Here is a 23,459-nt window from a genome sequence, read left to right as displayed (position 1 = left end):
AACATCTAAAATCCAATATCTAACTTCTATAAACTTTAAATATTAACCATTTTAAAATTAAATATTATGACAACAAAAACGACAAAATTAAGTGTGTTAGCCTTTTTAGGCTTAAGCTTAGCAGCTTATGGACAGTACGATGGTAAAGTAGGGATTAATACCACTACTCCTAATGCAACATTGGAGCTTCAAATATCTGATGCTAACAAAAATGGAAGTACTAAAGAAGGGATTTTAATCCCAAGTGTTACTGCTGCAAGAGCTAAGGCAATGGGAACAGATGTAAAGGAATCTACCTTAGTTTATATAGAAAGTGGTGTTGCTGAAGCTAATACCACTATTTCTGAAATAAGAGGTAAAGGGTTTTATTATTTTACTAACGGTAAGTGGGTAAGCTTGAGTGATACTCAAGCTAATGACCAAATTTGGACTAATGACCCTACTACTGGAGTAGTAAAAATTAAAAATCTCTTTGATGGAACAACAGAAAGAACAGATGATAACAATGTATTTGTAAATAATGACGGTTTTGTTGGAGTTGGAGAAAATAATCCTACCAGAGCCATTTTTGTTAAAGGAGATAACTATTCCAATGGGTCAATAGCTATAGAGCGAAATTATAGTAGTGTAAATGCAGCTCCTACGCTAGAATTTAATAAAACTAGAGGAACTGGTGTAGCAAAGAAACCTGTAGGTAATAATGATTATTTAGGAAATCTTTTATTTAGAGGTTATGATGGTGCTAATTATGTAAATACATCAAGTATAGGCTCAAAAGTAAATGGAGATGTTGTTGCGGGAGAGGCAATAAAGTCAGATATTACTTTCTCAACAACCAATGATTTGGAAACAGAACGCTCTGTAAAAATGACATTGAATAAAGATGGTAAACTTGGTATTGGAATGTCAAGTGCTCCATTATATAGCTTATCTGTTAGTACTCCGCATACAGGTATAAATTATGCCACCACAGACGGGATTTTTCTATTAAACAAACTGACAAATAGAGAGAAGGCTGGTATTCGCTCTATAGGAGGTGTGGAAATTGCTTCTGATTTTGAAGGAAATTTTCCTTCTGTGGGAGAAATTACTTTTAAAGTATCTAATCAAGAACATATGAGGGTTGCAAGTGGTGGTAAAGTGGGTATAGGTACAATAGCACCTACTAACAAGTTGCATATTAAAGCAGATACAGATCCTGTTAAAATAGAAGGACTACAAACATCAACTGTAGCTACGGATAAAGTAGTAGTAGCAGATACTAACGGAATACTAAAGACTGTAGAGCGTTCAAGTTTTTCAGGAGGAAACACTTTGAATGCCATTACTGGAAGTATTAGAAAAGTAGATCAAGCTAATGATACAGAATGGAAAAAAGAGGGTACTTTTTGTTTAATCCAAACTACTACTGAAACTATTGATATGCCTAATCCTGCCAACTATGCAGGGAAAATCCTATCTGTAAATAATCAGTCAGGTACACAGTTAAACTATGGAGGAAGTTATCAGCCAATTAGTGCTACTACATTAGATGGTGGTAAAGGACATATTTTGATGTCAGATGGTTCAGCGTGGTATGTAATAGGAGGAAGTTACTAGTATAAATAAAAACTGAGGATAAAAATAAAAACAATGAAAAAAAATATAATTGCAATAAGTGTATTATTGGGAACATGGGCTTACGGTCAAATCAATACACAATCAAATCTTAACCCAGTAATCAATCAAGAGAATCCTTTTTTAGATGCTTCTGGATACAATCGTTCAAACAACAATATTGGTAAAGGTTTGTATTTTCCAAAGGTAGACTTAACTACATGGGAATTTAAAATATCAAGTATCAATCCAGGTAAATTCTCTACCTATTTTGACGGTATGATAGTTTACAACTCTGGTACAGGAAAAACCTTAGCAGACACTAGTAAAGGAGGGAAACAAGTAGAGGTAACTCCAGGTTTCTATTATTTTAAAAATCCTAACCAAACTTATCCGAATGGAAGTATTACTAATGGAGAATGGGTAAAACTAAACGACAATAAGGGAGCTAGTGAGTTTCCATGGATATATAATAATACCAATGGAAATGTAGAACTAAATTATCCTAGTTCAGATATAGAAGAGTATTATACAAAAACACAACATATCCAAAAGACAAAAGGATTGGGTTCTTATAAAGTCTATCCTTGGGAGGATATAGCTTCTACTCTCCCTATTACTTATCCTGTTGTAGGAGGAAACTTTGTTAGCGGGAAGTTTTATGATGCTTCAAAAATAACTCAAAGTGATACTAATGATAAAAGAGGGGTGTTTTTCCGTAAAATGGGTATTGTGAACACTTCTTTGTCAGCTAAATATAGCCAAGTTTATGGTTCAGCACAGACTTTATTAAATGACGCGAGTAATTCAGATAATTTTGATCGTCTTTACGGAGAGTTTTTAGATATATCACACCAAGGTTCAGGTACTGTAGGTAGAGTGATAGGAGGAGCTGCTGTCTCAACAGTCTATCCTCTTTCAACAGTTGTAAATCAGTATGGCTATTTTGGACAAGCAAGTCAATATTCAAATCAAAATTCATCTAATGTGGTAGGATTTCAAGGGTATGCCTCTCAAAGAGGAGCTGGTACTATTGCATCTTTGGAAGGTGTCAGAGGTATGGTAGATAATAAAACTACGCTAGCAACAGGAAATATAACCAATTTTATTGGGTTATCGTCTAGTAGAGAATTAGATGCTAATTTTACAGGGAGTGTAACTAATGCATTTGGTCTATATATAAGAGAAAAAATAGACCCAAGTGTTGGAAATAGAATTGAAAATAATCACGGGATTCATGTCAATAGTATTACACAAGGAGTAAACAGATATGCTATTTTTACGAATCTGGGAAATATTAGATTTGGAGAGTTGGCAGATAATAATGTTACAGAAGATCGTTTAGTAACAGTAGATGCTAATGGTGTTCTTAAAACAGGTTCTTTAGCCTCTTTATCTAATCTATGGACTAATGATAAAGCTAATACCTCCATAAAGCTTACTAATTTATCTGATGGTGCAACTGTAAGAACTGATAGTGAAAATATTTTTGTTAGAGACAGTGGTAATGTAGGTGTAGGAACTAATAACCCACAAGTAAAGTTAGCTGTAGGTCATGCTTACTCTGGTATTGACTTTATTATGGATGATGGAGTTTATCTAATTAACAACGGTACAAGTGCACTTAATTCTGGAGTTCGTTCCGTTGGAGCTATAGAACTTTCATCAGATTCCAATACAAATTATTCATCAGCAACAGGTAGATTTGAAGGTATAAAATTTAAAACTTCAGAAGAAGAGCGTATGCGTATTACCGAAATAGGTAATGTGGGTATAGGTACGATATCTCCAACCGAAAAACTAGAAGTGGCAGGGAGGGTAAAAGCAGCCTCTTTTGCAGGAACTAATGGAGCAACACTTTTCCCAGACTATGTCTTCCAAAAGTATTACACAGGTACTTCTAGTATCAAAGCGGATTATAGCTTTAAAACCCTAAGCCAAGTAGAAGATTTTGTAAAGACTAATGGGCATTTACCAGGGTATCAGTCTGCGGAAGCTATCAAAAAACAAGGTTATATAGACCTTATGGCAACACAACTTACCAATGTAGAAAAGATAGAGGAATTGTACCTGCATAGTATAGAGCAAGACAAGGCTCTAAAAGAGAAAGATGCAAGAATAGAGAGCCTAGAAAATAAAAATAAGGAGTTGGAAGCTCGTTTACAGAAGCTAGAAGCCTTATTAGTAAAATAGTTTAATCCTTTCCCCTATTGTGTGTTTTAGCACGGTGGGGGATTTTTTAACAGAGAAAAAATAAACCATAAAAATAAAAGATATGTCAATCAAGTACAAAGTTATTGAAAGAGTTCAACCAGGTGTTGCTGGTGGAGGTGATAAAAAATGGTACGCTAGTATTACCACCGACGGAGAGGTAGGTATAGACGAGCTTACCAAGCAAATCGAGAAGTTTTCTGCTCTAAGTGAGGCAGATATTAAGGCGGTCATCATCGCTTTAGAGAATGTGATACAAAACGCTTTGGCAGATAGTAAAATCGTCCGTTTGGAAAAGTTGGGGACACTCTATCCTACCCTAAGCAGTGGCGGAGCAGCTACGGAGAAAGATTTTAATCAAAGTCTTATTAAATCGGTAGGTGTAAACTACCGCCCTGGTAAACGCATTTTAGACAGTATGAAGGCAGCAGGCTTTGAGAAGAAGAAATAAGTCTTTTTACAAGCCCCCTGAAACCACTTATATTTAGGAGTATTAAAAACATAGCTATCTTTTACCCAAAAGGTAGCTATGTTTTGCTTAAAACCTAGTGATGTTTTTGTGAAAACCTAGCTAGGTTTTTAGTAGTCTCAACTATACTTTAAGAGAACATCAGTAGTGAGGGCAAAGCAGAAGCACTGTGTATGTATATGCTTGTACTTTTGTTTCAAGGCAAAAGAACAATATTATTTATTTTACTGTCTATACTTTTAGCTTGACCTAAAAGTACCAAAAGGTCAAGACTAGAAAACTGCGGCTAAAACTGCGTTGTCCATTCTAAAAGCCCTAGAACTCACGCCAAGGCTAAGTCCCACGCTTGTTCAGACAATAGGTCTTTTTTAACGAATGGATACCTCATTTTCTTAACGCCTTCGTTTCCTTAGGTCGGAGAGTGGAGTGCTAATAATTTAGCATTGCTTTAAATGGTATTTGCTCAGCAGAGCGTTGATAATAGCTAAAAGGTTATAATTTAAAGCGGTTTTAAAATGGTCTTTGGATAGGAGTACTTATAATATATATAGTATATCTGACCTCTAAGCCCGATGGCGTTAAGAACCTCGTTAGTAAAGGCGTTAAAAAATACCCATTGTTTGAGCAAAGGTGTGGACAAAAGCGTTAGAGCGAGTTTTGGGGATTTTAGCCTTTAGTAATGAGGTTTAGCCAAAGGGGTTACAGTCTTGAATTTTTGCTTCTTTTGCTTCAAGACAAAAGAAGGGAAATAGATGTATATATCTGTACTTTTAGCTTGACTTAAACCTAACGCAGTGGTTTAGCGTAGCCAAAAGGGACGAGAAAACTATGGCTAAAAATAATACGCTAAATTCCAAGCAAATCCCATATTAAATTTCCCAGAACTTCGTCCAAATCCAGGAACAACCATAGGGAAAACGCCGTCTTGTTTTGTGGTATAAAGCAAGTATTTAGGTTGTGCATTAACATCTATAAAGAAGTTAGAATTAAAAAGCCTTACCCTTCCGCCCACGGTAGCTTCTACCCAATAAGAGGATTGCCGAGAAGTGGGCAAACTAGCCGTAAAAACTTGCCCTAGAGAGCCTTTGGTAGGAATGGCGAGGTAGGTTTGCTGATAAAAAGCAGTAGCGAGTTTACCTCCTGCATAGAATCCATTACGGCGGTCTTCGGCATCGGTTACCATCATATAGAAGGCTCCTAGCTTACCAAAAATACCCGAAGTAGTTGCATTATAAGCATTTTTGTCATAAATATTTTGGGCGTAGCCACCTTCTACAATCCCATTGAGTTTGCCTTTAATTTCCCTTGAAACAAAAAACTGAATGTTTTTTTGCTTAGAAAATACTGAAAGACCTGCTCCTAAAACATTGACACCCACCATAGCGTTAGGCTGATATTTCCATTTTGTTTTTAGGCTGTCTTTGTCTTGAGCAGATAGGTTTAGAAAAAAAACACTAAAAAATAAGATAAAGATGGGTTTTATTTTCATCGTGGATATTCTTTTCGTTGAGTTCTATATTTTTAACAGGGGTGGCATTCTCCAAAACAGCAGATAGGTCGTTGTAGAGCCTTCGCATACCACAAGCAGGAGAAACATATTCTGAAACAGGCGTGTAAAGCACCCTTACTTTAGAGGGTGTTCCTTTGGCACTGGTACTAATGTAGAGGTCTGTAAAATTGGTATCATCTACTCTCAATGGCACGAGTACCGAATCTGGTTTTAAGGCAGAAACTACCGTTTTAATGTTTTCCTCCCCTGTCAGTTTTACTCCAATAATAAGGGTATCTGGCTGGTAGAGTTTGTTGGAGCTGTCTTTAAATTTAAGTTTCATTCTAGGAGAGCTTAGTCCACTTTCGCAAATATCGTCATCGCTTCCACAAGAGGCGAGGGAAAGTAGCATTCCCAAAACAAAAACAAGTTTGAATAATTTCATTTTAAATCTTCTTTAGTAGGGCAATATTTTCTATGTGATGTGTTTGTGGGAACATATCTACAGGAAGGATTTTCTCCACACGATAATGTTCTTTCATCAGGGCTAAATCTCTTGCTTGTGTAGCAGAGTTGCAACTTACATAGACTATTTTTTCTGGAGCTAACTTTAGAATTTGTTCCACTACCTTTTGATGCATTCCGTCTCTAGGAGGGTCGGTAATTAAGACATCTGCCTTAGGGTGTTGAGCTAAAAATTCATCAGTAAAAATATCTTTCATATCCCCACAGTAGAAGGTGCAGTTGTCTAGACCGTTGTGTTTAGCGTGTTCCTTAGCGGCAGCTATCGCTTCTGGTACAGACTCAATCCCAATCACTTGCTTGGCTTTTCTCGCTACAAACTGGGCAATAGTCCCTGTGCCTGTGTAGAGGTCGTACACCACTTCGTCCCCTTTTAAATCGGCAAACTCTAGTGTCTTTTGGTAAAGGGCTAAGGCTTGTTGGTAATTGGTTTGGAAGAAAGATTTAGGACCTATTTTAAATTGCAAATCTTCCATTTGTTCTATTAAAAACCCATCGCCATAGTAGGTCTCTACCTCTAGGTCGTAGATGGAGTCGTTAGGTTTAGGGTTGATGGCATACACCAAAGTTTTGATTTGAGGGAAAGCGTTGAGGAGATATTCAAATAAGGCTTCGCGGTCTTCCTTTTGTTCTTTGTAGAATTGGAACAGCACCATCCACTCTCCTTTGGAGTTTTGTCTTAGCATTAGTGTTCTTAAAAACCCTTCCTGATTTTTAACATCAAAAAACTCTAGCTGGTGGGCATCGGCATAATTTTTTACAGCAAGTCTTATTTCGTTAGAAGGTGTTTCTTGTAGGAAACATTCTTTTAAGTCCAAAATTTTACTCCACATACCAGGAATATGGAAGCCTAAAGCGTTTTTATTGTCAATGTCAGCTCCGTTAAGTATCTCTTCGGAAGTCAGCCATCTAGCATTAGAGAAAGAAAACTCCATCTTGTTTCTGTAAAAATACTCTTGCGGAGAGCCTAAAATCGGCAAAGCCTCAAAATCGGTTAAACCACCAATTCGTTTAAGATTGTTAAGAACTTCAGACTGTTTAAATTCTAGCTGTTTTTCGTAAGACAAGTTTTGCCATTTGCAACCACCACATACCCCAAAGTGTTTGCATTGAGCCTCTACTCTATCTTGAGAAAATTCTACAATCTCTACAGCTTCGGCTTCGTAGTATTGTTTTTTAGATTTTTTCACTCTAGCGTTTACCGTATCACCTGGGACAGCTCCTGAAACTAACACGGTTTTGCCTTCGGTGGTTTTCCCTACAGCAACGCCTTTAGCTCCCGCTGATACTAACTTTAGGTTTTCTATAATGATGTTTTTATGCTTTCTCCCCATAATTCTAAAACTAATTGATGCAAAAATAAGGTTTTAAAATAGACTGCTAAAAAGAAAATCAAAAAAGGCATACAGAGACCAATATTACTATGGATAATTAAGCTAAAGACTTATAAATTTGGAAAATTATGTAAGTTTGCAGTTTAATTTATTCTTTTTTAACATTATGGTAAAGTCTAGAGCAAGAGAAACAACGGAGGCTATTGAGAGGTTGTTTGTGAGTATGAGGCACTTATTTTATAGAGGTTTTTTCAAGCCAGGAGGCGTATCAGGAGAAAGCCTTAGGGATTTGTTGATGGTAATACAGCCCGAAATTTACGGTTCTATGTCCTCGCCTAAAAAGGTGGAGCTAGATGGGTTACTCTATGTGCTAGACCGTTTGCCAGAAGGTGTAGAAGAATGTGCTTTTATACATTTAACTTCAGATGAGGGTTTTCACAAGGCGAGTTTTCAGCCTATCGTTCCTAAAAAAAGAAGACGAAATTGCTACAGGATAGATGCTCATCAAATGAATATTGAGGTGCTTCTAGGAAGGTCGGAAATTTACGATATACTCACACACTTGACTTTCTTCTATATAGAGGCAGATAAAATAAGAAACATCGGCTTTGATTTAGAAAAAGGAGGCACACCTCGCCGTATTTGGAAGTCAATAGAAGAGGTTGCTAAAGGTGAAAAGAAATTTACACGAAAAGAAAAAGAAGTTGCCTTAATACAGCTTTCTGCCTTTTTGGGGAGAACCTTTGAGGAAACTTTAGATGCTTACGAAAAGTTTGGTGATGAGAAAAATCCAGACCGATTATTCAAAATCATCTATAACATGGGTGAGGTAAGTTTGGCGGATTGGCGACAAGAACGAGCGAGAGAAATCTTCTTTAGTGCGATACTTCAGGAGCGTGTGGGACATCATTTCTTTGGCGAAAAATGGGCAAACAAGGTTAAGGAAGTTTTGGTAAATAATAACCTACACAAAAGACCTTTGCATATCATAAGTGCCAATATGCACAGTGTTAAAAATATGCTTTACGCCAATGATGCTCTTAATATTAAGAATAAAGGTAGTGTAGATTATTCTCTATACGAAAATATTAGCAACGATGCCAATCTAAGAAAAAAAGTTTCGGACTATGCCCTATCAAAAGGACTTATCTATATAGATGACCAAAGTGGAAGTAATATAGATGTTCAAATCATAGATTTAAAGAAATTTACTTCAGAGAATACACCTTTTCAAGGAAAAGCTATCGGTAAAGAAGATGTGATTTTGGTGTTTGATTATGCCTTTGGCGAACAAGCCTTTGAAGTTATGGACGAACTTTTAAAACCATTTAAGCTAGGAGACGAAATGTGTTTTATGTCAGTTCGTTCCATTTCCATTATGGGTAAAGCAGGGATTTTGGAAGGTAAAAAAGGAGACATTATGATACCTACCTCTCATATTTTTGAAGGAACGGCAGATAATTACCCTTTTGAAAATGCATTAAGCCTCTCCGATTTTCAAGATGATGAGCTAAAGGCATTTCAAGGGTCTATGATTACGGTATTAGGGACTTCCTTGCAAAATAAGGATATTCTTTCATTCTTTATGACTACCTCTTGGAAAGCTATAGGTCTTGAGATGGAAGGAGCTCATTATCAAAAAGCCATACAAGTAGCTTCTAAAATAAGAAATCACATCAGTCCAGATTTGTTTGTGTGTTATGCTTACTATGCTTCGGATAACCCTTTAGAAACAGGGAGTACCCTTTCTTCGGGAGGATTGGGGCTTACAGGTGTTAAGCCTACCTACCTTATCACATTGAGGATTTTAGAAAAAATATTGAATTAAGGCTTTTATTATCGTTTCATTAAAGATTGAGAATTTAATTTTTAATGCCATATGTAATAAATATTTATTATTTTTGTTAATTGAATTGAAAAAGCCTCTGTTGATTTTGAGTTGGTTTAAGAACATCGTCGGTAAAATTTTTAATACAGAAGAGGAAGCAGAGAAGCCTAATATCATAAAATTAGGTGATAAGCTTAGTTCTGCAGATTTAGATTATAAATTTGCCCAGTTGTTTACACATTCTGGAGGTATTTTCAATTACTGTGCAGACGAGGCAGAAGCTCTTAAAACGCTCAATCAAATCGTTAAGTTAGAAGGTATGTCCTCTATTTTCTGTTGTGATGAAAACCTTAGAGATTTCTTAAATGTGATAGGGGTATCTTCTACGGAAACTCTAGAACTTTTCAATGATGCAGCCTTTATCACTTGTGAATATCTTATCGCTTACGATGGCAAAATAATGCTTTCTCACAATAATATCTTACACTATAACTCTTCTAGGCTACCAGATAAAATTGTGATTATGGCTACTGTTTCTCAAATAGTAACCAATCTTAACGAAGCGATGATGAAAGTGAAACGGAGAAAAAGCACTCTTAAAAATCTAACTTCGATAAGTGGTGGGCAATCACACTTAGATGACCCTCAAAAAAAGAATACTAAACTTTTTCTTCTCCTACTAGAAGATTAAATTAACTAAATCAATTCTGTTTTGGATAAAAATTTATTACTCCGTATAATATTTGGTGGTGTTTATGCACTTGTGATAATTGCTTGTACAACGCCTTATGGAGCTGTTGCTATCAATAACTTGTTTGGGAATTATGTGGTAGGAGCGGAGCAACTCTATTTTGGACTAATTACATTTTTATTATTTGTAGGCGTATGGGAATGCGTGAGAATGATGAAGTTTGATAATACTTTTTGGAAATGGTTGGTTTTCCCAGCCGTTCTTCTTGTGTATTATCGCTTTAGTATGAAGTACTTCTATAGTGGTTTTTATGCTAATATTACACTATCAGAAATATTAGGATTAGCATTACTGCCTATTGCGGCATTAACATTATTTCGTTACCCTAAAGAGCTTTATTACGAAAATGGCAAACTCATCTTTGCTGTTATTTATACTGTGATACCGTTTTCTTTTGCATTAGGTTTACCTACTTTTATTAAAGGTTTACCAGAGTCTTTTTCTATGGAAGTATTTTGGATGTTTGTTCTTATTTGGAGCAGTGATTCCTTTGCTTATATTTTCGGAAGATTATCGGGTAAACATAAAATGGCTCCTAAGATAAGTCCTAAGAAAACATGGGAAGGCTTTATTGGTGGAGTGTTATGCACAATGCTATTAGGTTTTTTTATAGAGCAAAACTATACGGAACTTAGAGGTAATTGGATATTGGTATGTGTGTTAGTATCTGTATTTGCTCCTATGGGAGATTTGTTAGAAAGTCAACTAAAACGAACTTTCGGAGTTAAAGATAGTGGAAATATCATTCCTGGTCATGGAGGAATTTTAGATAGACTGGATAGTTTTATGGTATGTGCTCCAGTATTATATTTATATTTTGCGATAGAAAAGTTATTTTAATAATAAACTGATGATAATGAAATTACACAAAGAATCTAAAGGAACATTACTTGTGGTGGGAAGCGTGGTGGCTATAGTAAGCGGCTTGTCTATTTATTTTTTAAAGGGGTGGGCACTGGTTATTATACTTCCTCTTTTGGTTATTTTAGGATTGGTTTTATGGTTTTTTAGAGTGCCTAATAGAACTATTTTAGAACATAGAGAAAATGTAATAGCACCTGTAGACGGCAAAGTGGTAATGATAAAAGAAGTAGAGGAAAATGAATTCTTAAAAGGAAAGTGTATTCAGGTTTCTATCTTTATGTCGCCACTTAATGTTCATATTTGCCGTTATCCTGTAAGTGGAGAGGTGGTTTATAAAAAATATCACCCAGGTAAGTATCTAGTAGCGTGGCACGAGAAATCTTCTACCGAAAACGAAAGAACTACAGTTGCAGTTAAAACTCTTTTAGGGTCTAATGTTGTATTTCGTCAGATTGCAGGCTATGTTGCGAGAAGAATTGTATTCTATTGTAACGAAGGAGATGTAGCCAAAGCAGGGCACGAGTTTGGATTTATTAAATTTGGTTCTCGTATGGATGTGTTTTTGCCACGAGATACAGAGATACTTTGCAAAATAGGAGATAAAACTAAGGGAGGCTTAGATGTAATCGCTAAACTGAAAAGCTAATGTTAGAAAAACTAACCAAATTAAAAGAAGTTTTTAGCCTTCTTTCTCAGCAAGAAACATTTGATAATGTTAAAGAAAACATAGCTGCAAATATTCCATTTAAAGGGACTAATCTGTGGATTTTAATTTTTGCCATATTTATAGCTTGTCTGGGGCTTAATATGAACTCTACTGCGGTGATTATAGGAGCGATGCTTATATCTCCACTTATGGGACCTATTATGGGGATTGGTTTTTCTGTTGGGATTAACGACCCTTGGATGCTGAAAACAGCCATTAAAAACTATGCCTTCGCTTCTGGAGTTGGCTTGGTAGCTTCTATGATTTATTTTTTAGTTTCTCCTATTAGCGATGCCTATTCAGAAATATTGGCGAGAACTTCTCCTAATATCTACGATGTACTTATCGCTTTTTTCGGAGGTTTAGCAGGAATTGTGGCTACTTATAGTAAACTGAAAGGTAATGTAATACCAGGAGTAGCCATTGCTACGGCACTTATGCCTCCTTTGTGTACGGCAGGATATGGGCTGGCAACATTGCAGTTTTCGTATTTTTTTGGAGCTTTATATTTATATCTCATCAATACGGTTTATATCGCGTTAGCAACCTTTATTGTGCTTAAGGTAGTGGATTTCCCTCGTTATCATTTCAAAGATGAGAGGATAGAGAAACGCTCTAGGAAAATTATGTGGTTTTTAGTCGTTCTTACTTTGATACCAAGTACTTACTTCGGCTATGTGATGGTGAATAAAAATAAATTTGAACGAAATGCCTCTCGTTTTATCAGCGGTGAAGCTGTATTTCAAAACAATTTTCTTTTAAGTAAGAAAATTAGTTATGAGAATGGTGAAATAGAACTTACTTATGGCGGAGAAAAGTTAAGCGAAGAGAGTATGAAAGCGCTTAAAAAAAAGGCTAATAATTATGATTTGGAGGGCGTGAAATTAGTCATAAAACAAGGGTTTAATTTTGTGCCATCGGTTAATGGACAGAATAATATTGTTCCTGCTAATGATTCGGAACAACAGCTCAAGAAGTTTTTAGTGATGAGGAGTGATAGTATTAACGCTCATAAAAAAGAAACCGAACAAATATTTAAAGAGCTTAAGGTTCAAAATAATAATATAAAGAAGTTTGCGTTCAGCACTATGGATGAGGTTACAGACTCTTCTATAATTAAGAAGAATGTAATGCTTATAACTGTAGGAGAATCTATTAGAGAAGTAGAGAAGATCAAAATAAATGAATGGCTTAAAGTAAGAGTTAATAATCCAAAATTAGAGGTTATCTATAACATTAAATAGTTTTAACGCTTCTTTAAGATTGGCTTAATCTTTAAAAAGATTTATATTTGCACATTGTTTTATTCAAAAACAATAAATTATGAAGAAAATAATTTTCGGTCTATTGTGTATTTTTACAACCTCCACTCTGTCTTTTGCTCAAAAGCATGAGATTGGTGTTTATGCAGGGGTGAGTAATCTTGTGGGAGATATTGGAAAGACCGATTATTTGTTCCCTGATATTTCAACATTTAATAGTATTTATGGGCCACCAGTCAATTTAGGAGGTTTTTACAAGATGAACTTTAATCCATATCAAGGGCTTAGATTTAATTTATCTTATTCAAATATTAAATTTCAAGACTATTTGGCAAAGGAAGGGTACCGTAGAATGAGAAATAATTCTGGTAATAATACAATATTATCCTTAGAATCTATTTTTGAGTATCAATTTTTACCAGTGAATAATGAGCAGAAAGAACCTATGTTCAGCCCCTATATTTTTGGGGGTGTAGGAGCAATGCTTTATTCAAGTACTAATACTACATTAGATTTTTCTAATTATCAGCTAGTAGATGCTATAGGGGCTTTTACGCCTCCTACGATTGAAGATTATCCTGAAGAGCAACGAACTATGATTAATAAACTGACGATGTCTATTCCATTTGGAGTGGGATTAAAGTATAAATTTAACTATAATTGGGCTTTATTTGGAGAGATTACCTTCCGCCCTACTTTTACAGACAATATTGATTACAGTAATATACAAGAAAGTCAGGTAAGAGTTCTTTATGATAAAGAAATTGTAAAGGCAATAAGAGGAGGTAATACGATGTTATCAAAAGAAGAAATAGATACAATTATAAAACCTTATTTGGAATCAAGAAAAGTAGGAAATCTAAATTCTAAGGACTGGGTAAATTCAGTTGCTTTAGGTGTATCCTATTCTTTTGGGAGTCCACCGTGTTATTGTGATTAAGAAATGTCAGAAATAAAAAACAAAATTGATAAAAACAAATTGCCCCAACACATCGCTATTATAATGGATGGCAATGGGAGATGGGCAAAATCCAAAGGACAAGAAAGAACCTTTGGACACAAGAATGCTATTGAAGCCGTAAGAAATGCCATCAATGCTTGTAATGAGATAGGTGTACCTTATCTTACATTATATACCTTTTCCACGGAAAATTGGGGACGACCTTCCGATGAGGTAGATACGCTTATGAATTTGTTATCAGAAACTTTATTAGCAGAGGCAGAAGATATATTCAATAAAGGGTTGAGAATGCATGTTATAGGCGATGTGGAAAGATTGCCCTCTTTGGTTAAAGATCAGTTGCTAAATGTAGTAGATTTAACTAAGGATAATACTAACGGAAATTTAGTTTTGGCCCTGAGCTACGGTTCTAGACATGAGATTTTAACGGCAGTGAAAAAAATTGCCACCGAAGTTAAAAATGGAGAATTATCGGTAGAGGAGATTTCAGAAGAAACTATAAGTCAGAACTTGTTTACTAAAGACATTCCAGATGTAGATTTATTGATTAGAACAAGTGGAGAAGTGAGGATAAGCAATTTCCTTTTATGGCAAATAGCTTATGCAGAACTACAGTTTTTAGATGTTCTATGGCCAGATTTCTCTAAAGACGATTTTTTCCAATGTATCGTAGATTATCAAAACAAGGAGAGACGATACGGCAAAACTAGTGAGCAGGTAGCTCCTTAATATTTTAATTGAAAAAGAATAGATTTTATATAATGAGATATAAATTTTTACCAGTTCTTTTATTTGCAGCGTCAGCTCATTTATTTGGACAAGAGGTGCCTAAGACAAATCCTCAACAAGGGGTACAAAGTGAGAGTACAGCTCAGGTAGATGACTTACAAGGAAACTATATTTTGAAGGATATAGTGGTAGATGGCGTCAAAAAATATAGTGCAGATCAGGTTTTAAGATTTACAGGACTTAGAAAAGGGGAGCAGATAGAAGTGCCTGGACAAAAAATTAGCGAGGCTATAAAAAAACTTTGGAATTCTAAATATTTCTCTGAGGTAGAAGTTTATGTACAAAGTGTAGATGGGCAAAATATTGTGCTTAGATTTTTATTGGAAGACTTAAAAGATTTAGGAGAAGTAAAAGTAGTAGGGGTAGATAAGAAAGTCAGTAAATCTAAGGCTGAAAAAATCATAAAAGATAATGATTTAAAACCTGGGGTAAAAATCACTAATGACTTAATAAACTCGGTAAAACACAATATTGCCAAACAGCAGATAGATAAAGGTTTCTCTGATGCTAAGGTAAATGTAAAGAATACTGCAAACCCTAAAGACCCTAATATGATGGACTGGACGATAGAGGTACAGAGGGGGAAGCGTATAAAAATAGACCGTATTACTTTTGAAGGAAACGAGAATATTTCATCTAGAAAGCTTAGAAAAAAAGCATTTAAAGAAACTAAACAAAAAAGATTTTTATTAGGAATATTAAAATCTTCTAAGTTTGTTAAAGAGAAATACGAAGAAGATAAGAAAAACTTAGTAACCTATTATAACTCTTTAGGTTATCGTGATGCGGTAATTGTTTCCGATTCGGTTTGGAGAAATAAAAACAACAATTATGAAATTAATGTAAAACTCAACGAAGGTAAAAAATACTATATTGGAGACATTAATTTCATTGGAAATACGGCTTACAGCACAGAGTTTTTACAAAAAGTATTAGGTTATAAAAAAGGAGATATTTATGATGCCGTAGGATTTAATAAAAAAGTGGGTGAAGATGGTGGCAAAGAAGATGATTCAGATATCAAGTCTTTATACCTTAATAACGGTTATCTTTTCTCCCAAGTAACACCTGTAGAGAAAGCAATAAAGGGAGACTCTATAGACTTAGAAATAAGAATTAAGGAGGGCGAAAAGGCTTCTTGGGATAGAGTAACGTGGAGTGGTAATACGACCACACACGACCATGTAATACTTCGTTCTTTGCAGACACGACCAGGTAATTTATTTTCTAAAAGAGATATTAAAGGAACTTACTTTGATTTAGCAGGGATGCAGTTTTTTGACCCTCAACAAATTAAATATGACATCAAACCAAATCCACAAAATAACACTGTAGATGTTGCTTGGAGTTTGGTAGAAAAAGGCTCTTCACAAGTGCAATTACAGGCAGGTTATGGTGGTAGCTCATTTATAGGGACTTTGGGGCTAACGTTTAATAACTTTTCTCTTAGAAACTTCTTGAGAGGCAAAGATTTTAAACCTGTTCCTCAAGGAGATGGGCAAGTATTATCATTACAGGCACAGGCAGGGCAATTCTTCCAAAATTATAGTTTTGCTTTTACAGAACCTTGGTTGTTTGGTAGCCGTCCAACTGCTTTATCTATAAGTGTAAATAACTCTATAGTAAAATATGCAGACCTTACAGGAGGTAGTCAAAGGTTAAATATATTCTCTGCGAATGTAGGTTTAACAAGAAGACTATTATGGCCAGATTATAATTTCTCCCTTTATACAGGGATTTCTTATCAGGGCTATAATTTCAATAACTTCCCATTCCAGTTCGGGTCAGAACAAGTGAGTAATGGTTCCGCAAACAACTTTGCATTTAATATATCACTGAGTAGAAATTCAGCAGGATTTGATCCTCATTTCCCTACGCAAGGGTCTAATATAGAGGCTTCTGTAAAGTTTACACCACCGTATTCTTTATTTTCGAATAAAGATTATAGTACTATGTCCACTGCGGCAAAATATAATTGGTTAGAATTTTACAAAGTAAAACTTAGAGCTGAAACTTATAATACGGTTGTTGGTAAACTAGTACTACGTTCTACTGCAGAAATGGGCTTTATGGACGGATACAATAGACAACTAGGAGCTCCACCTTTTGAGAGATTCTATTTAGGAGGTGTAGGGCTTTTTGCGGGAAGGTTTGACGGTAGAGAGCTTATACCATTGCGTGGTTATCAAAACGCATCTATGACAGGTGGGTTAACAGAAGATGTCACGCCAACAGGTGGGGGTACATTATATAACCGTTTTGCAGTAGAATTAAGATATCCAATCTCAATGAACCAAACTGCTAAAATCTATGCACTTACTTTTGCTGAAGGAGGTAATACTTGGAATAACTTTTCAACTTACAATCCGTTCCAGTTGAAACGCTCTGTAGGTGTTGGTATTAGAGTATTTATGGGTGCTTTTGGTTTAATTGGGTTCGACTTTGCTTACGGATTTGATAAAACTATAGGAGGCACACAACCTTCGGGCTGGAATACTCACTTCTTAATGAACCAACCATTATAATCCAAATATTGAAAAGATGATAAGTTTTTTTAAAAAAATAGCTTTTGTTCTCAGTCTGTTGTTTATAAGCTTTGGTATCAAAGCACAGAAGATAGGAGTTGTAGATACACGATATATTTTGGAGAAGTTTCCTCAATACAAAGAGGCAGAAAAAAGATTGGAAACACAAGTGCAAACTTGGCAAACTGAAATTAGCCAAATGCAGACCAATTACGAAGCTAAAAAAACATCATTTGAAAATGAAAAAGTACTTCTTGTAGGAGAGCAACTAAAGACAAGGGAAAAAGAAGTTTTAGAATTAGAAAAAGAGCTTAAAGGACTTATCTCTAAAAGATTTGGAACGGATGGAGAGGTTAATAAGTTGAGAACATCTCTAACTAAGCCTTTTCAAGATCAAATTTGGAATGCCATAAAGCAAGTTAGTGATAAAAATGGTTTAGGCATAGTTCTTGATAAGGGTAACGATGCAAATATACTCTTTACTGATAAAAAGTACGATTATACCGATAAAGTATTGGATATTTTACTTAAAAATCAAAAAAAATAAGTATAATTGCAGAGAGAAATAAAAAACTATAAAAATTAAACTTTATTTATTATTATGAAAAAATTAAGCGTATTGTTTGCAGCGGTAATGATGTTTGTATCTATGGGAGTTGCAAAGGCACAAAAAATAGCTACGGTAGATGTAGAAGCTATTTTGAGCATGATGCCTGAAAAGAAAAAAGCAGATGAACAATTACTAAGTGTATTTAAAGCAAAACAAGTAGAAATTCAAAAACAAGCACAAGCTTGGCAAGAAGAGGTTGCAGCTTATCAAAAATCGGCAGCTACAATGACTGAGGCTCAGAGAACTGCTAAGGAAGGAGAATTGCAGAAGAAACAACAGAATATTCAGCAAATGTCAGAAGCTGCTCAGAAAGATTATACAGAGAAGCAACAAGCAGCTTACGCTCCTATAGATAAGAAATTTATGGAAGCTACAGAAAAAGCAGCTAAAGCTAACGGTTGGGACTTTATTTTTGACTCTAACACTATGGGGTTAATCTATAAAGGAGGAGCTGATGCTACTGCAGCTGTTAAAAAAGAATTAGGACTTTAATTAAGTTGAAAATATCTATAAAGCCACTCTTTTGAGTGGTTTTTTTATTTAAATATATAAATATGGGAGAATTAAAAGAGTTTGAGAGTATAGTTAAAATTCGTTTTGCTGATTGCGACCCAATAGGGCATCTCAATAATGTAAAATATTTGGAGTATATGCTCAATGCAAGAGAAGATCATGTGGAAGATAACTACGGATTTACCTATCAAGAATATGCACAAAAAACGGGCTGCACTTGGATTGCTATAGAAAATCAAATAGCATACCTAAGAGAAATAAAAGCTAATACTAAAGCTAAAATTACAAGTAAAACCATTATGATGGATAAAAGAACAGCTTTAGTAGAAATTTTAATGAAGGCTTTGGATTCTGATTTAGTTTACGCTGTATTATGGGTAAAGGTTATTCACTTTAATCTTAAAACAAGAAAATCACAAGAACACACTCCAGAAATTATGGAACAGCTTGGTGAATTCTTGGTAGAAATATCGGAAAAAACATTCCAAGAAAGAGTTGATAACTTGAGAAAAATAAATAAATTTGTGGGGATATAGTCTAAATATATTAGATAAGATATGAGTAGAATTTTAGTTACAGGAGCAGGGGGACAATTAGGTAATTGTTTCAAAAAGTTAGAGGAAAACTATCCACAATATAACTTTGTATTTAAAACTTCAAAAGAGTTGGATATAACAGATGAAGGAGCTGTTTTGGATATTTTTAATGAAGAAAAACCATCAGTTTGTATCAATGCTGCTGCATACACCGCTGTAGATTTGGCGGAGCAGGAGCAAGAAAAAGCCTATGATATTAACGCTAATGGAGTGGAAAATCTAGCAAAAGCTTGTCAAGAAAATCAAACATTATTGATACACATCAGCACCGATTATGTTTTTGATGGAGATACAAATTTGCCTTATTCAGAAGACGATTTTACCAATCCTCTTGGAGTTTATGGGAAGTCTAAACTTAGAGGGGAAGAATTGGCTTTAGAGAATAATCCTAATACAATAGTCATTCGTACTTCTTGGCTTTACTCTGAGTTTAATAAAAACTTTGTAAAAACAATGCTTCACCTTTTTTCTCAAAAAGATGAATTAAATATAGTAAACGACCAATTCGGTCAGCCAACTAATGCCAATGATTTGGCAGAAGCTGTAATGAAAATCATAGAAACACCTTCAAAAAAAATGGGTATCTATCATTTCTCTAACTACTCAGAGACCACTTGGTACGAGTTTGCTACAAAAATTAAAGAATTCTCAAAAAGTAATATTAAACTAAATCCTATTCCAACAGAAGCCTATCCTACACCAGCAAAGAGACCACATAGAAGTACATTTGCTTTAGATAAAATAGAAAAAGATTATCAGATAGAAATAAAGTATTGGCAACCTAGTTTAGAGTCTTGCATAGAAATCCTTAAAGAAAATGAAGAAAAACCCGTTGTGCATTATGAAATGAAAAAAACAAGAGTTGTTTATTAGACTGAAAATAAGTATATTGTTTTTGCTATAAAACGGTATAAATGAACAACTTAGAGCAAATATATGAAAGAATTTTGGAAGTTTTAGGACTTTTTTCAGAAAATCAACTGATTAGTTATCAGAGAAGAACACCTAAAATGAGCGATTTAGAAGTCATAAGTCTTAATATTACTGCTGAATACTTGAGTATTGATAGCGAATTACAGTTATTTAGAAAATTGCCAAACTCTCTGATAAACAAAATTGAAAGAAGTGTTTACAATAAGCGAAAACGAAGACTATCCCTACAAACAGAGCAAATTAGACAGCGTATTTCGATGGAGTTCAATGAGTTTGAAGATATTTTTATCGTTGATAGCATGCCAATGAAAGTTTGTGAAAACGCTCGTTCTACTCGTTCAAAAATTTGTAAAGAGCAATCCTATTCTTCACCAACATATGGTTATTGTGCTTCACAGAAATTATATTTCTATGGCTATAAACTACACGCAGTATGTTCTTTAAATGGTGTTGATTAAGAATTTTGATATAAGCCCTGCATCCGTTCACGACATCCACTATTTAAAAGATATTGGTGAGCAAATGCGAAACTGTACTTTAATTGGAGATAGAGGCTATTTATCAGCAAAAGTTCAAATAGATTTATTTAACTATGCTAATATTAAATTAGATACACCAATGAGAAGTAATCAGAAAGATTATATTCCTCAATTTTCATTGTACAAGAAAAAGCGAAAACGAATTGAGACATTTTTCTCTCAACTTTGCGACCAATTTATGATTAAAAGAAACTATGCTAAAACTTTTGAAGGCTTTAAAACAAGGATAATCAGTAAAATAACCGCCGCAACGGTTATTCAATATATCAATAAATTTATCTTCCAAAGAAAATTAAATCATCTAAAAATCAGTATTATTTAAAATGCACAACGAGTGAAGAAAATTATTTTAGCTCTTAGTCTATGTTTATCAGTCGCTGGGTTTTCTCAACGATACGACCTAGTGGAAATTAAAGATAAAATAGAAAGTACAGATAAATCGTTCTTTAGACTTATCCAAGAAGATATTGAAAAGGCACATTATTTAGGTAAACTAGAAGTAGCTAATGCATCTACGGACGACAAAGTTAATTATGTAGCAATATACAATAAGGCTAAATTTATAGGAGCTAATGCTTATCAAATTATATTTCCTGAAACTATAGATGGGCTAAAAGCTAAAAATAAACAGTACTATGCAGTACTATTGTACTCTATAAATGTAGAAAATATAACAAGGGTTCATGATGAAGTTTATCTATTTAATATAGGAGACAAAGCTCGGAAATTAAAAATAGAAGATAAAATATTAACGCTTTTACCAAAATCTTATTATAAAATAAGTTTAACTGAAAAGCCAATAGATGTTTCAGTAGGTGGATTTCTTGGCTCTAGGATTAAACTTCCAACGAAAACAGGAACCAATAACTCATTATATTTTAATGTATCCGATACTTCACTTAGGGGAAAAGACGGTTTTCTCAATCTAAAGACAGGAGATTTAGAAAGATTAGATGAGGCTTACGCTAACTATCTATTAAATTTCTATACATCTTATTAGATGTTTCTAAAATTTTTCATTTTGCAAATCAGTCGATTATATATGATGGATAAAAAAATGTTATAAAACATTTGGAGTTAATGACAAAGAATTTATATTTTTGCAGCCTCGATATGAGAGAGTAGGAGTGGATTGATTAGTTTAAATGCTTAGTAGTAATAAGCCTTAAGAATAAGGAGGAGTATTGCGAGGGGGTGTTTATCGGTGTTGAGAAAAAATATTTAAAATTTTTTCAAAAACATTTGGTCAATTAAAAAAAACTTTTTACTTTTGCGCTCGCAAATCGGAACTGAGAAAATCGGTGAGAGATTTAGCGAGAAGAATAGAGGACATTGAAAGATACTATAACAACCAAGTAAGGAAAAAACCAAAGCGTAACAAAACTTTGAGTGAGACGGGAAAAACATACAATGGAGAGTTTGATCCTGGCTCAGGATGAACGCTAGCGGGAGGCCTAACACATGCAAGCCGAGCGGTAGAGTATCTTCGGATACTTGAGAGCGGCGTACGGGTGCGGAACACGTGTGCAACCTGCCTTTATCTGAGGGATAGCCTTTCGAAAGGGAGATTAATACCTCATAATATACTGATTGGCATCAATTAGTATTGAAAGCTCCGGCGGATAGAGATGGGCACGCGCAAGATTAGATAGTTGGTGAGGTAACGGCTCACCAAGTCAATGATCTTTAGGGGGCCTGAGAGGGTGATCCCCCACACTGGTACTGAGACACGGACCAGACTCCTACGGGAGGCAGCAGTGAGGAATATTGGACAATGGGTGCAAGCCTGATCCAGCCATCCCGCGTGAAGGACGACGGCCCTATGGGTTGTAAACTTCTTTTGTACAGGGATAAACCTACCCTCGTGAGGGTAGCTGAAGGTACTGTACGAATAAGCACCGGCTAACTCCGTGCCAGCAGCCGCGGTAATACGGAGGGTGCAAGCGTTATCCGGATTTATTGGGTTTAAAGGGTCCGCAGGCGGGCTAGTAAGTCAGTGGTGAAAGCCTACAGCTTAACTGTAGAACTGCCGTTGATACTGCTAGTCTTGAGTATAGTTGAGGTAGCTGGAATGAGTAGTGTAGCGGTGAAATGCATAGATATTACTCAGAACACCGATTGCGAAGGCAGGTTACCAAGTTATAACTGACGCTGAGGGACGAAAGCGTGGGGAGCGAACAGGATTAGATACCCTGGTAGTCCACGCCGTAAACGATGCTAACTCGTTTTTGGGCTTTAGGGTTCAGAGACTAAGCGAAAGTGATAAGTTAGCCACCTGGGGAGTACGACCGCAAGGTTGAAACTCAAAGGAATTGACGGGGGCCCGCACAAGCGGTGGATCATGTGGTTTAATTCGATGATACGCGAGGAACCTTACCAAGGCTTAAATGGGAATTGACAGCTGTAGAAATACGGTTTTCTTCGGACAATTTTCAAGGTGCTGCATGGTTGTCGTCAGCTCGTGCCGTGAGGTGTTAGGTTAAGTCCTGCAACGAGCGCAACCCCTGTCACTAGTTGCCATCATTAAGTTGGGGACTCTAGTGAGACTGCCTACGCAAGTAGCGAGGAAGGTGGGGATGACGTCAAATCATCACGGCCCTTACGCCTTGGGCCACACACGTGATACAATGGCCGGTACAGAGGGCAGCTACACTGCGAAGTGATGCAAATCTCGAAAGCCGGTCTCAGTTCGGATTGGAGTCTGCAACTCGACTCTATGAAGCTGGAATCGCTAGTAATCGCGCATCAGCCATGGCGCGGTGAATACGTTCCCGGGCCTTGTACACACCGCCCGTCAAGCCATGGAAGCTGGGGGTACCTGAAGTCGGTGACCGTAACAGGAGCTGCCTAGGGTAAAACTAGTAACTAGGGCTAAGTCGTAACAAGGTAGCCGTACCGGAAGGTGCGGCTGGAACATCTCATTTTAGAGACTCATTTGGAGTATAAACAAAAATAAGAGAG

At 35.6% G+C, this 23,459-nt stretch carries 19 protein-coding genes, 1 rRNA gene and 1 pseudogene; 18 read left to right on the top strand and 3 right to left on the bottom strand.

What is annotated here, in order from left to right:
- The first annotated feature begins 66 nt into the window (after window positions 1-66).
- The 3 genes from VIX88_RS07405 to VIX88_RS07395 all read left to right on the top strand — a co-directional run bounded on the left by VIX88_RS07405 (window position 67) and on the right by VIX88_RS07395 (window position 4,258).
- Window positions 67-1,599, top strand: coding sequence for a hypothetical protein (locus VIX88_RS07405; RefSeq protein ID WP_014937822.1), 1,533 nt, complete (start codon window positions 67-69; stop codon window positions 1,597-1,599).
- Window positions 1,600-1,632: 33 nt separating this feature from the next.
- Window positions 1,633-3,789, top strand: coding sequence for a hypothetical protein (locus tag VIX88_RS07400; protein ID WP_014937823.1), 2,157 nt, complete (start codon window positions 1,633-1,635; stop codon window positions 3,787-3,789).
- 82 nt (window positions 3,790-3,871) lie between these two features.
- Window positions 3,872-4,258, top strand: a complete 387-nt coding sequence (locus VIX88_RS07395) for an HU family DNA-binding protein (RefSeq protein WP_014937824.1) — start codon at window positions 3,872-3,874, stop codon at window positions 4,256-4,258.
- Window positions 4,259-5,108: 850 nt separating this feature from the next.
- Here the strand turns inward: VIX88_RS07395 and VIX88_RS07390 are convergent.
- From VIX88_RS07390 to rlmD, 3 genes are read right to left on the bottom strand one after another with little or no spacing between them, the layout of a single operon-like run.
- Window positions 5,109-5,765: a DUF6048 family protein gene (locus VIX88_RS07390; RefSeq protein ID WP_214193717.1), complete on the bottom strand. Its 657-nt coding sequence runs from the start codon at window positions 5,763-5,765 to the stop codon at window positions 5,109-5,111.
- On the bottom strand, window positions 5,731-6,210 hold the full coding sequence (locus VIX88_RS07385) for a DUF6452 family protein (protein ID WP_014937826.1): 480 nt from the start codon (window positions 6,208-6,210) through the stop codon (window positions 5,731-5,733). The genes VIX88_RS07390 and VIX88_RS07385 overlap by 35 nt, the downstream gene beginning before the upstream one ends.
- A gap of 1 nt (window position 6,211) precedes the next feature.
- Complete coding sequence (gene rlmD / locus VIX88_RS07380; protein WP_014937827.1) at window positions 6,212-7,621, bottom strand: 23S rRNA (uracil(1939)-C(5))-methyltransferase RlmD; 1,410 nt, start codon at window positions 7,619-7,621, stop codon at window positions 6,212-6,214.
- 166 nt (window positions 7,622-7,787) lie between these two features.
- On the opposite strand from rlmD, the gene VIX88_RS07375 reads away from it, so the two are divergent.
- From VIX88_RS07375 to VIX88_RS07305, 15 genes and pseudogenes are all read left to right on the top strand, one after another.
- Entirely contained in the window at window positions 7,788-9,449 is a 1,662-nt protein-coding gene (locus VIX88_RS07375) for a DUF6909 family protein (RefSeq protein ID WP_017686079.1), read from the top strand.
- 106 nt (window positions 9,450-9,555) lie between these two features.
- Complete coding sequence (locus VIX88_RS07370) at window positions 9,556-10,140, top strand: LUD domain-containing protein (RefSeq protein WP_038693711.1); 585 nt, start codon at window positions 9,556-9,558, stop codon at window positions 10,138-10,140.
- 21 nt (window positions 10,141-10,161) lie between these two features.
- On the top strand, window positions 10,162-11,040 hold the full coding sequence (locus VIX88_RS07365) for a phosphatidate cytidylyltransferase (RefSeq protein WP_064970025.1): 879 nt from the start codon (window positions 10,162-10,164) through the stop codon (window positions 11,038-11,040).
- A 16-nt stretch (window positions 11,041-11,056) separates the two neighbouring features.
- Window positions 11,057-11,710 carry a phosphatidylserine decarboxylase family protein gene (locus VIX88_RS07360; RefSeq protein ID WP_064970540.1) on the top strand — a complete coding sequence of 218 codons (654 nt, stop codon included), beginning with the start codon at window positions 11,057-11,059 and terminating at the stop codon, window positions 11,708-11,710.
- Complete coding sequence (locus VIX88_RS07355; RefSeq protein ID WP_064970533.1) at window positions 11,710-13,014, top strand: TIGR00341 family protein; 1,305 nt, start codon at window positions 11,710-11,712, stop codon at window positions 13,012-13,014. The genes VIX88_RS07360 and VIX88_RS07355 overlap by 1 nt, the downstream gene beginning before the upstream one ends.
- Before the next feature lie 79 nt (window positions 13,015-13,093).
- On the top strand, window positions 13,094-13,972 hold the full coding sequence (locus tag VIX88_RS07350; protein WP_064970534.1) for a DUF6089 family protein: 879 nt from the start codon (window positions 13,094-13,096) through the stop codon (window positions 13,970-13,972).
- A gap of 3 nt (window positions 13,973-13,975) precedes the next feature.
- Window positions 13,976-14,722, top strand: a complete 747-nt coding sequence (locus VIX88_RS07345; protein WP_064970535.1) for an isoprenyl transferase — start codon at window positions 13,976-13,978, stop codon at window positions 14,720-14,722.
- Between the two features lie 32 nt (window positions 14,723-14,754).
- Complete coding sequence (locus VIX88_RS07340) at window positions 14,755-17,307, top strand: BamA/OMP85 family outer membrane protein (RefSeq protein ID WP_064970536.1); 2,553 nt, start codon at window positions 14,755-14,757, stop codon at window positions 17,305-17,307.
- A gap of 16 nt (window positions 17,308-17,323) precedes the next feature.
- Window positions 17,324-17,854, top strand: coding sequence for an OmpH family outer membrane protein (locus VIX88_RS07335; protein ID WP_014937835.1), 531 nt, complete (start codon window positions 17,324-17,326; stop codon window positions 17,852-17,854).
- A 54-nt stretch (window positions 17,855-17,908) separates the two neighbouring features.
- Entirely contained in the window at window positions 17,909-18,409 is a 501-nt protein-coding gene (locus tag VIX88_RS07330; RefSeq protein ID WP_014937836.1) for an OmpH family outer membrane protein, read from the top strand.
- Window positions 18,410-18,471: 62 nt separating this feature from the next.
- Complete coding sequence (locus tag VIX88_RS07325; RefSeq protein WP_064970537.1) at window positions 18,472-18,966, top strand: acyl-CoA thioesterase; 495 nt, start codon at window positions 18,472-18,474, stop codon at window positions 18,964-18,966.
- Window positions 18,967-18,987: 21 nt separating this feature from the next.
- Entirely contained in the window at window positions 18,988-19,899 is a 912-nt protein-coding gene (gene rfbD, locus VIX88_RS07320; protein ID WP_214193715.1) for a dTDP-4-dehydrorhamnose reductase, read from the top strand.
- 41 nt (window positions 19,900-19,940) lie between these two features.
- Window positions 19,941-20,820, top strand: a pseudogene (locus VIX88_RS07315) (IS982-like element ISRa1 family transposase).
- Between the two features lie 12 nt (window positions 20,821-20,832).
- Complete coding sequence (locus VIX88_RS07310; protein ID WP_064970539.1) at window positions 20,833-21,498, top strand: hypothetical protein; 666 nt, start codon at window positions 20,833-20,835, stop codon at window positions 21,496-21,498.
- A gap of 407 nt (window positions 21,499-21,905) precedes the next feature.
- A 16S ribosomal RNA gene (locus VIX88_RS07305) occupies window positions 21,906-23,422 on the top strand.
- Window positions 23,423-23,459 lie beyond the last annotated feature (37 nt).

The sequence above is a fragment of the Riemerella anatipestifer genome (assembly GCF_035666175.1).
Classification (GTDB): domain Bacteria; phylum Bacteroidota; class Bacteroidia; order Flavobacteriales; family Weeksellaceae; genus Riemerella; species Riemerella anatipestifer_D.
Note: the sequence above shows the minus strand (reverse complement) of the source record. Positions and strands in the feature narration are given on the sequence as shown.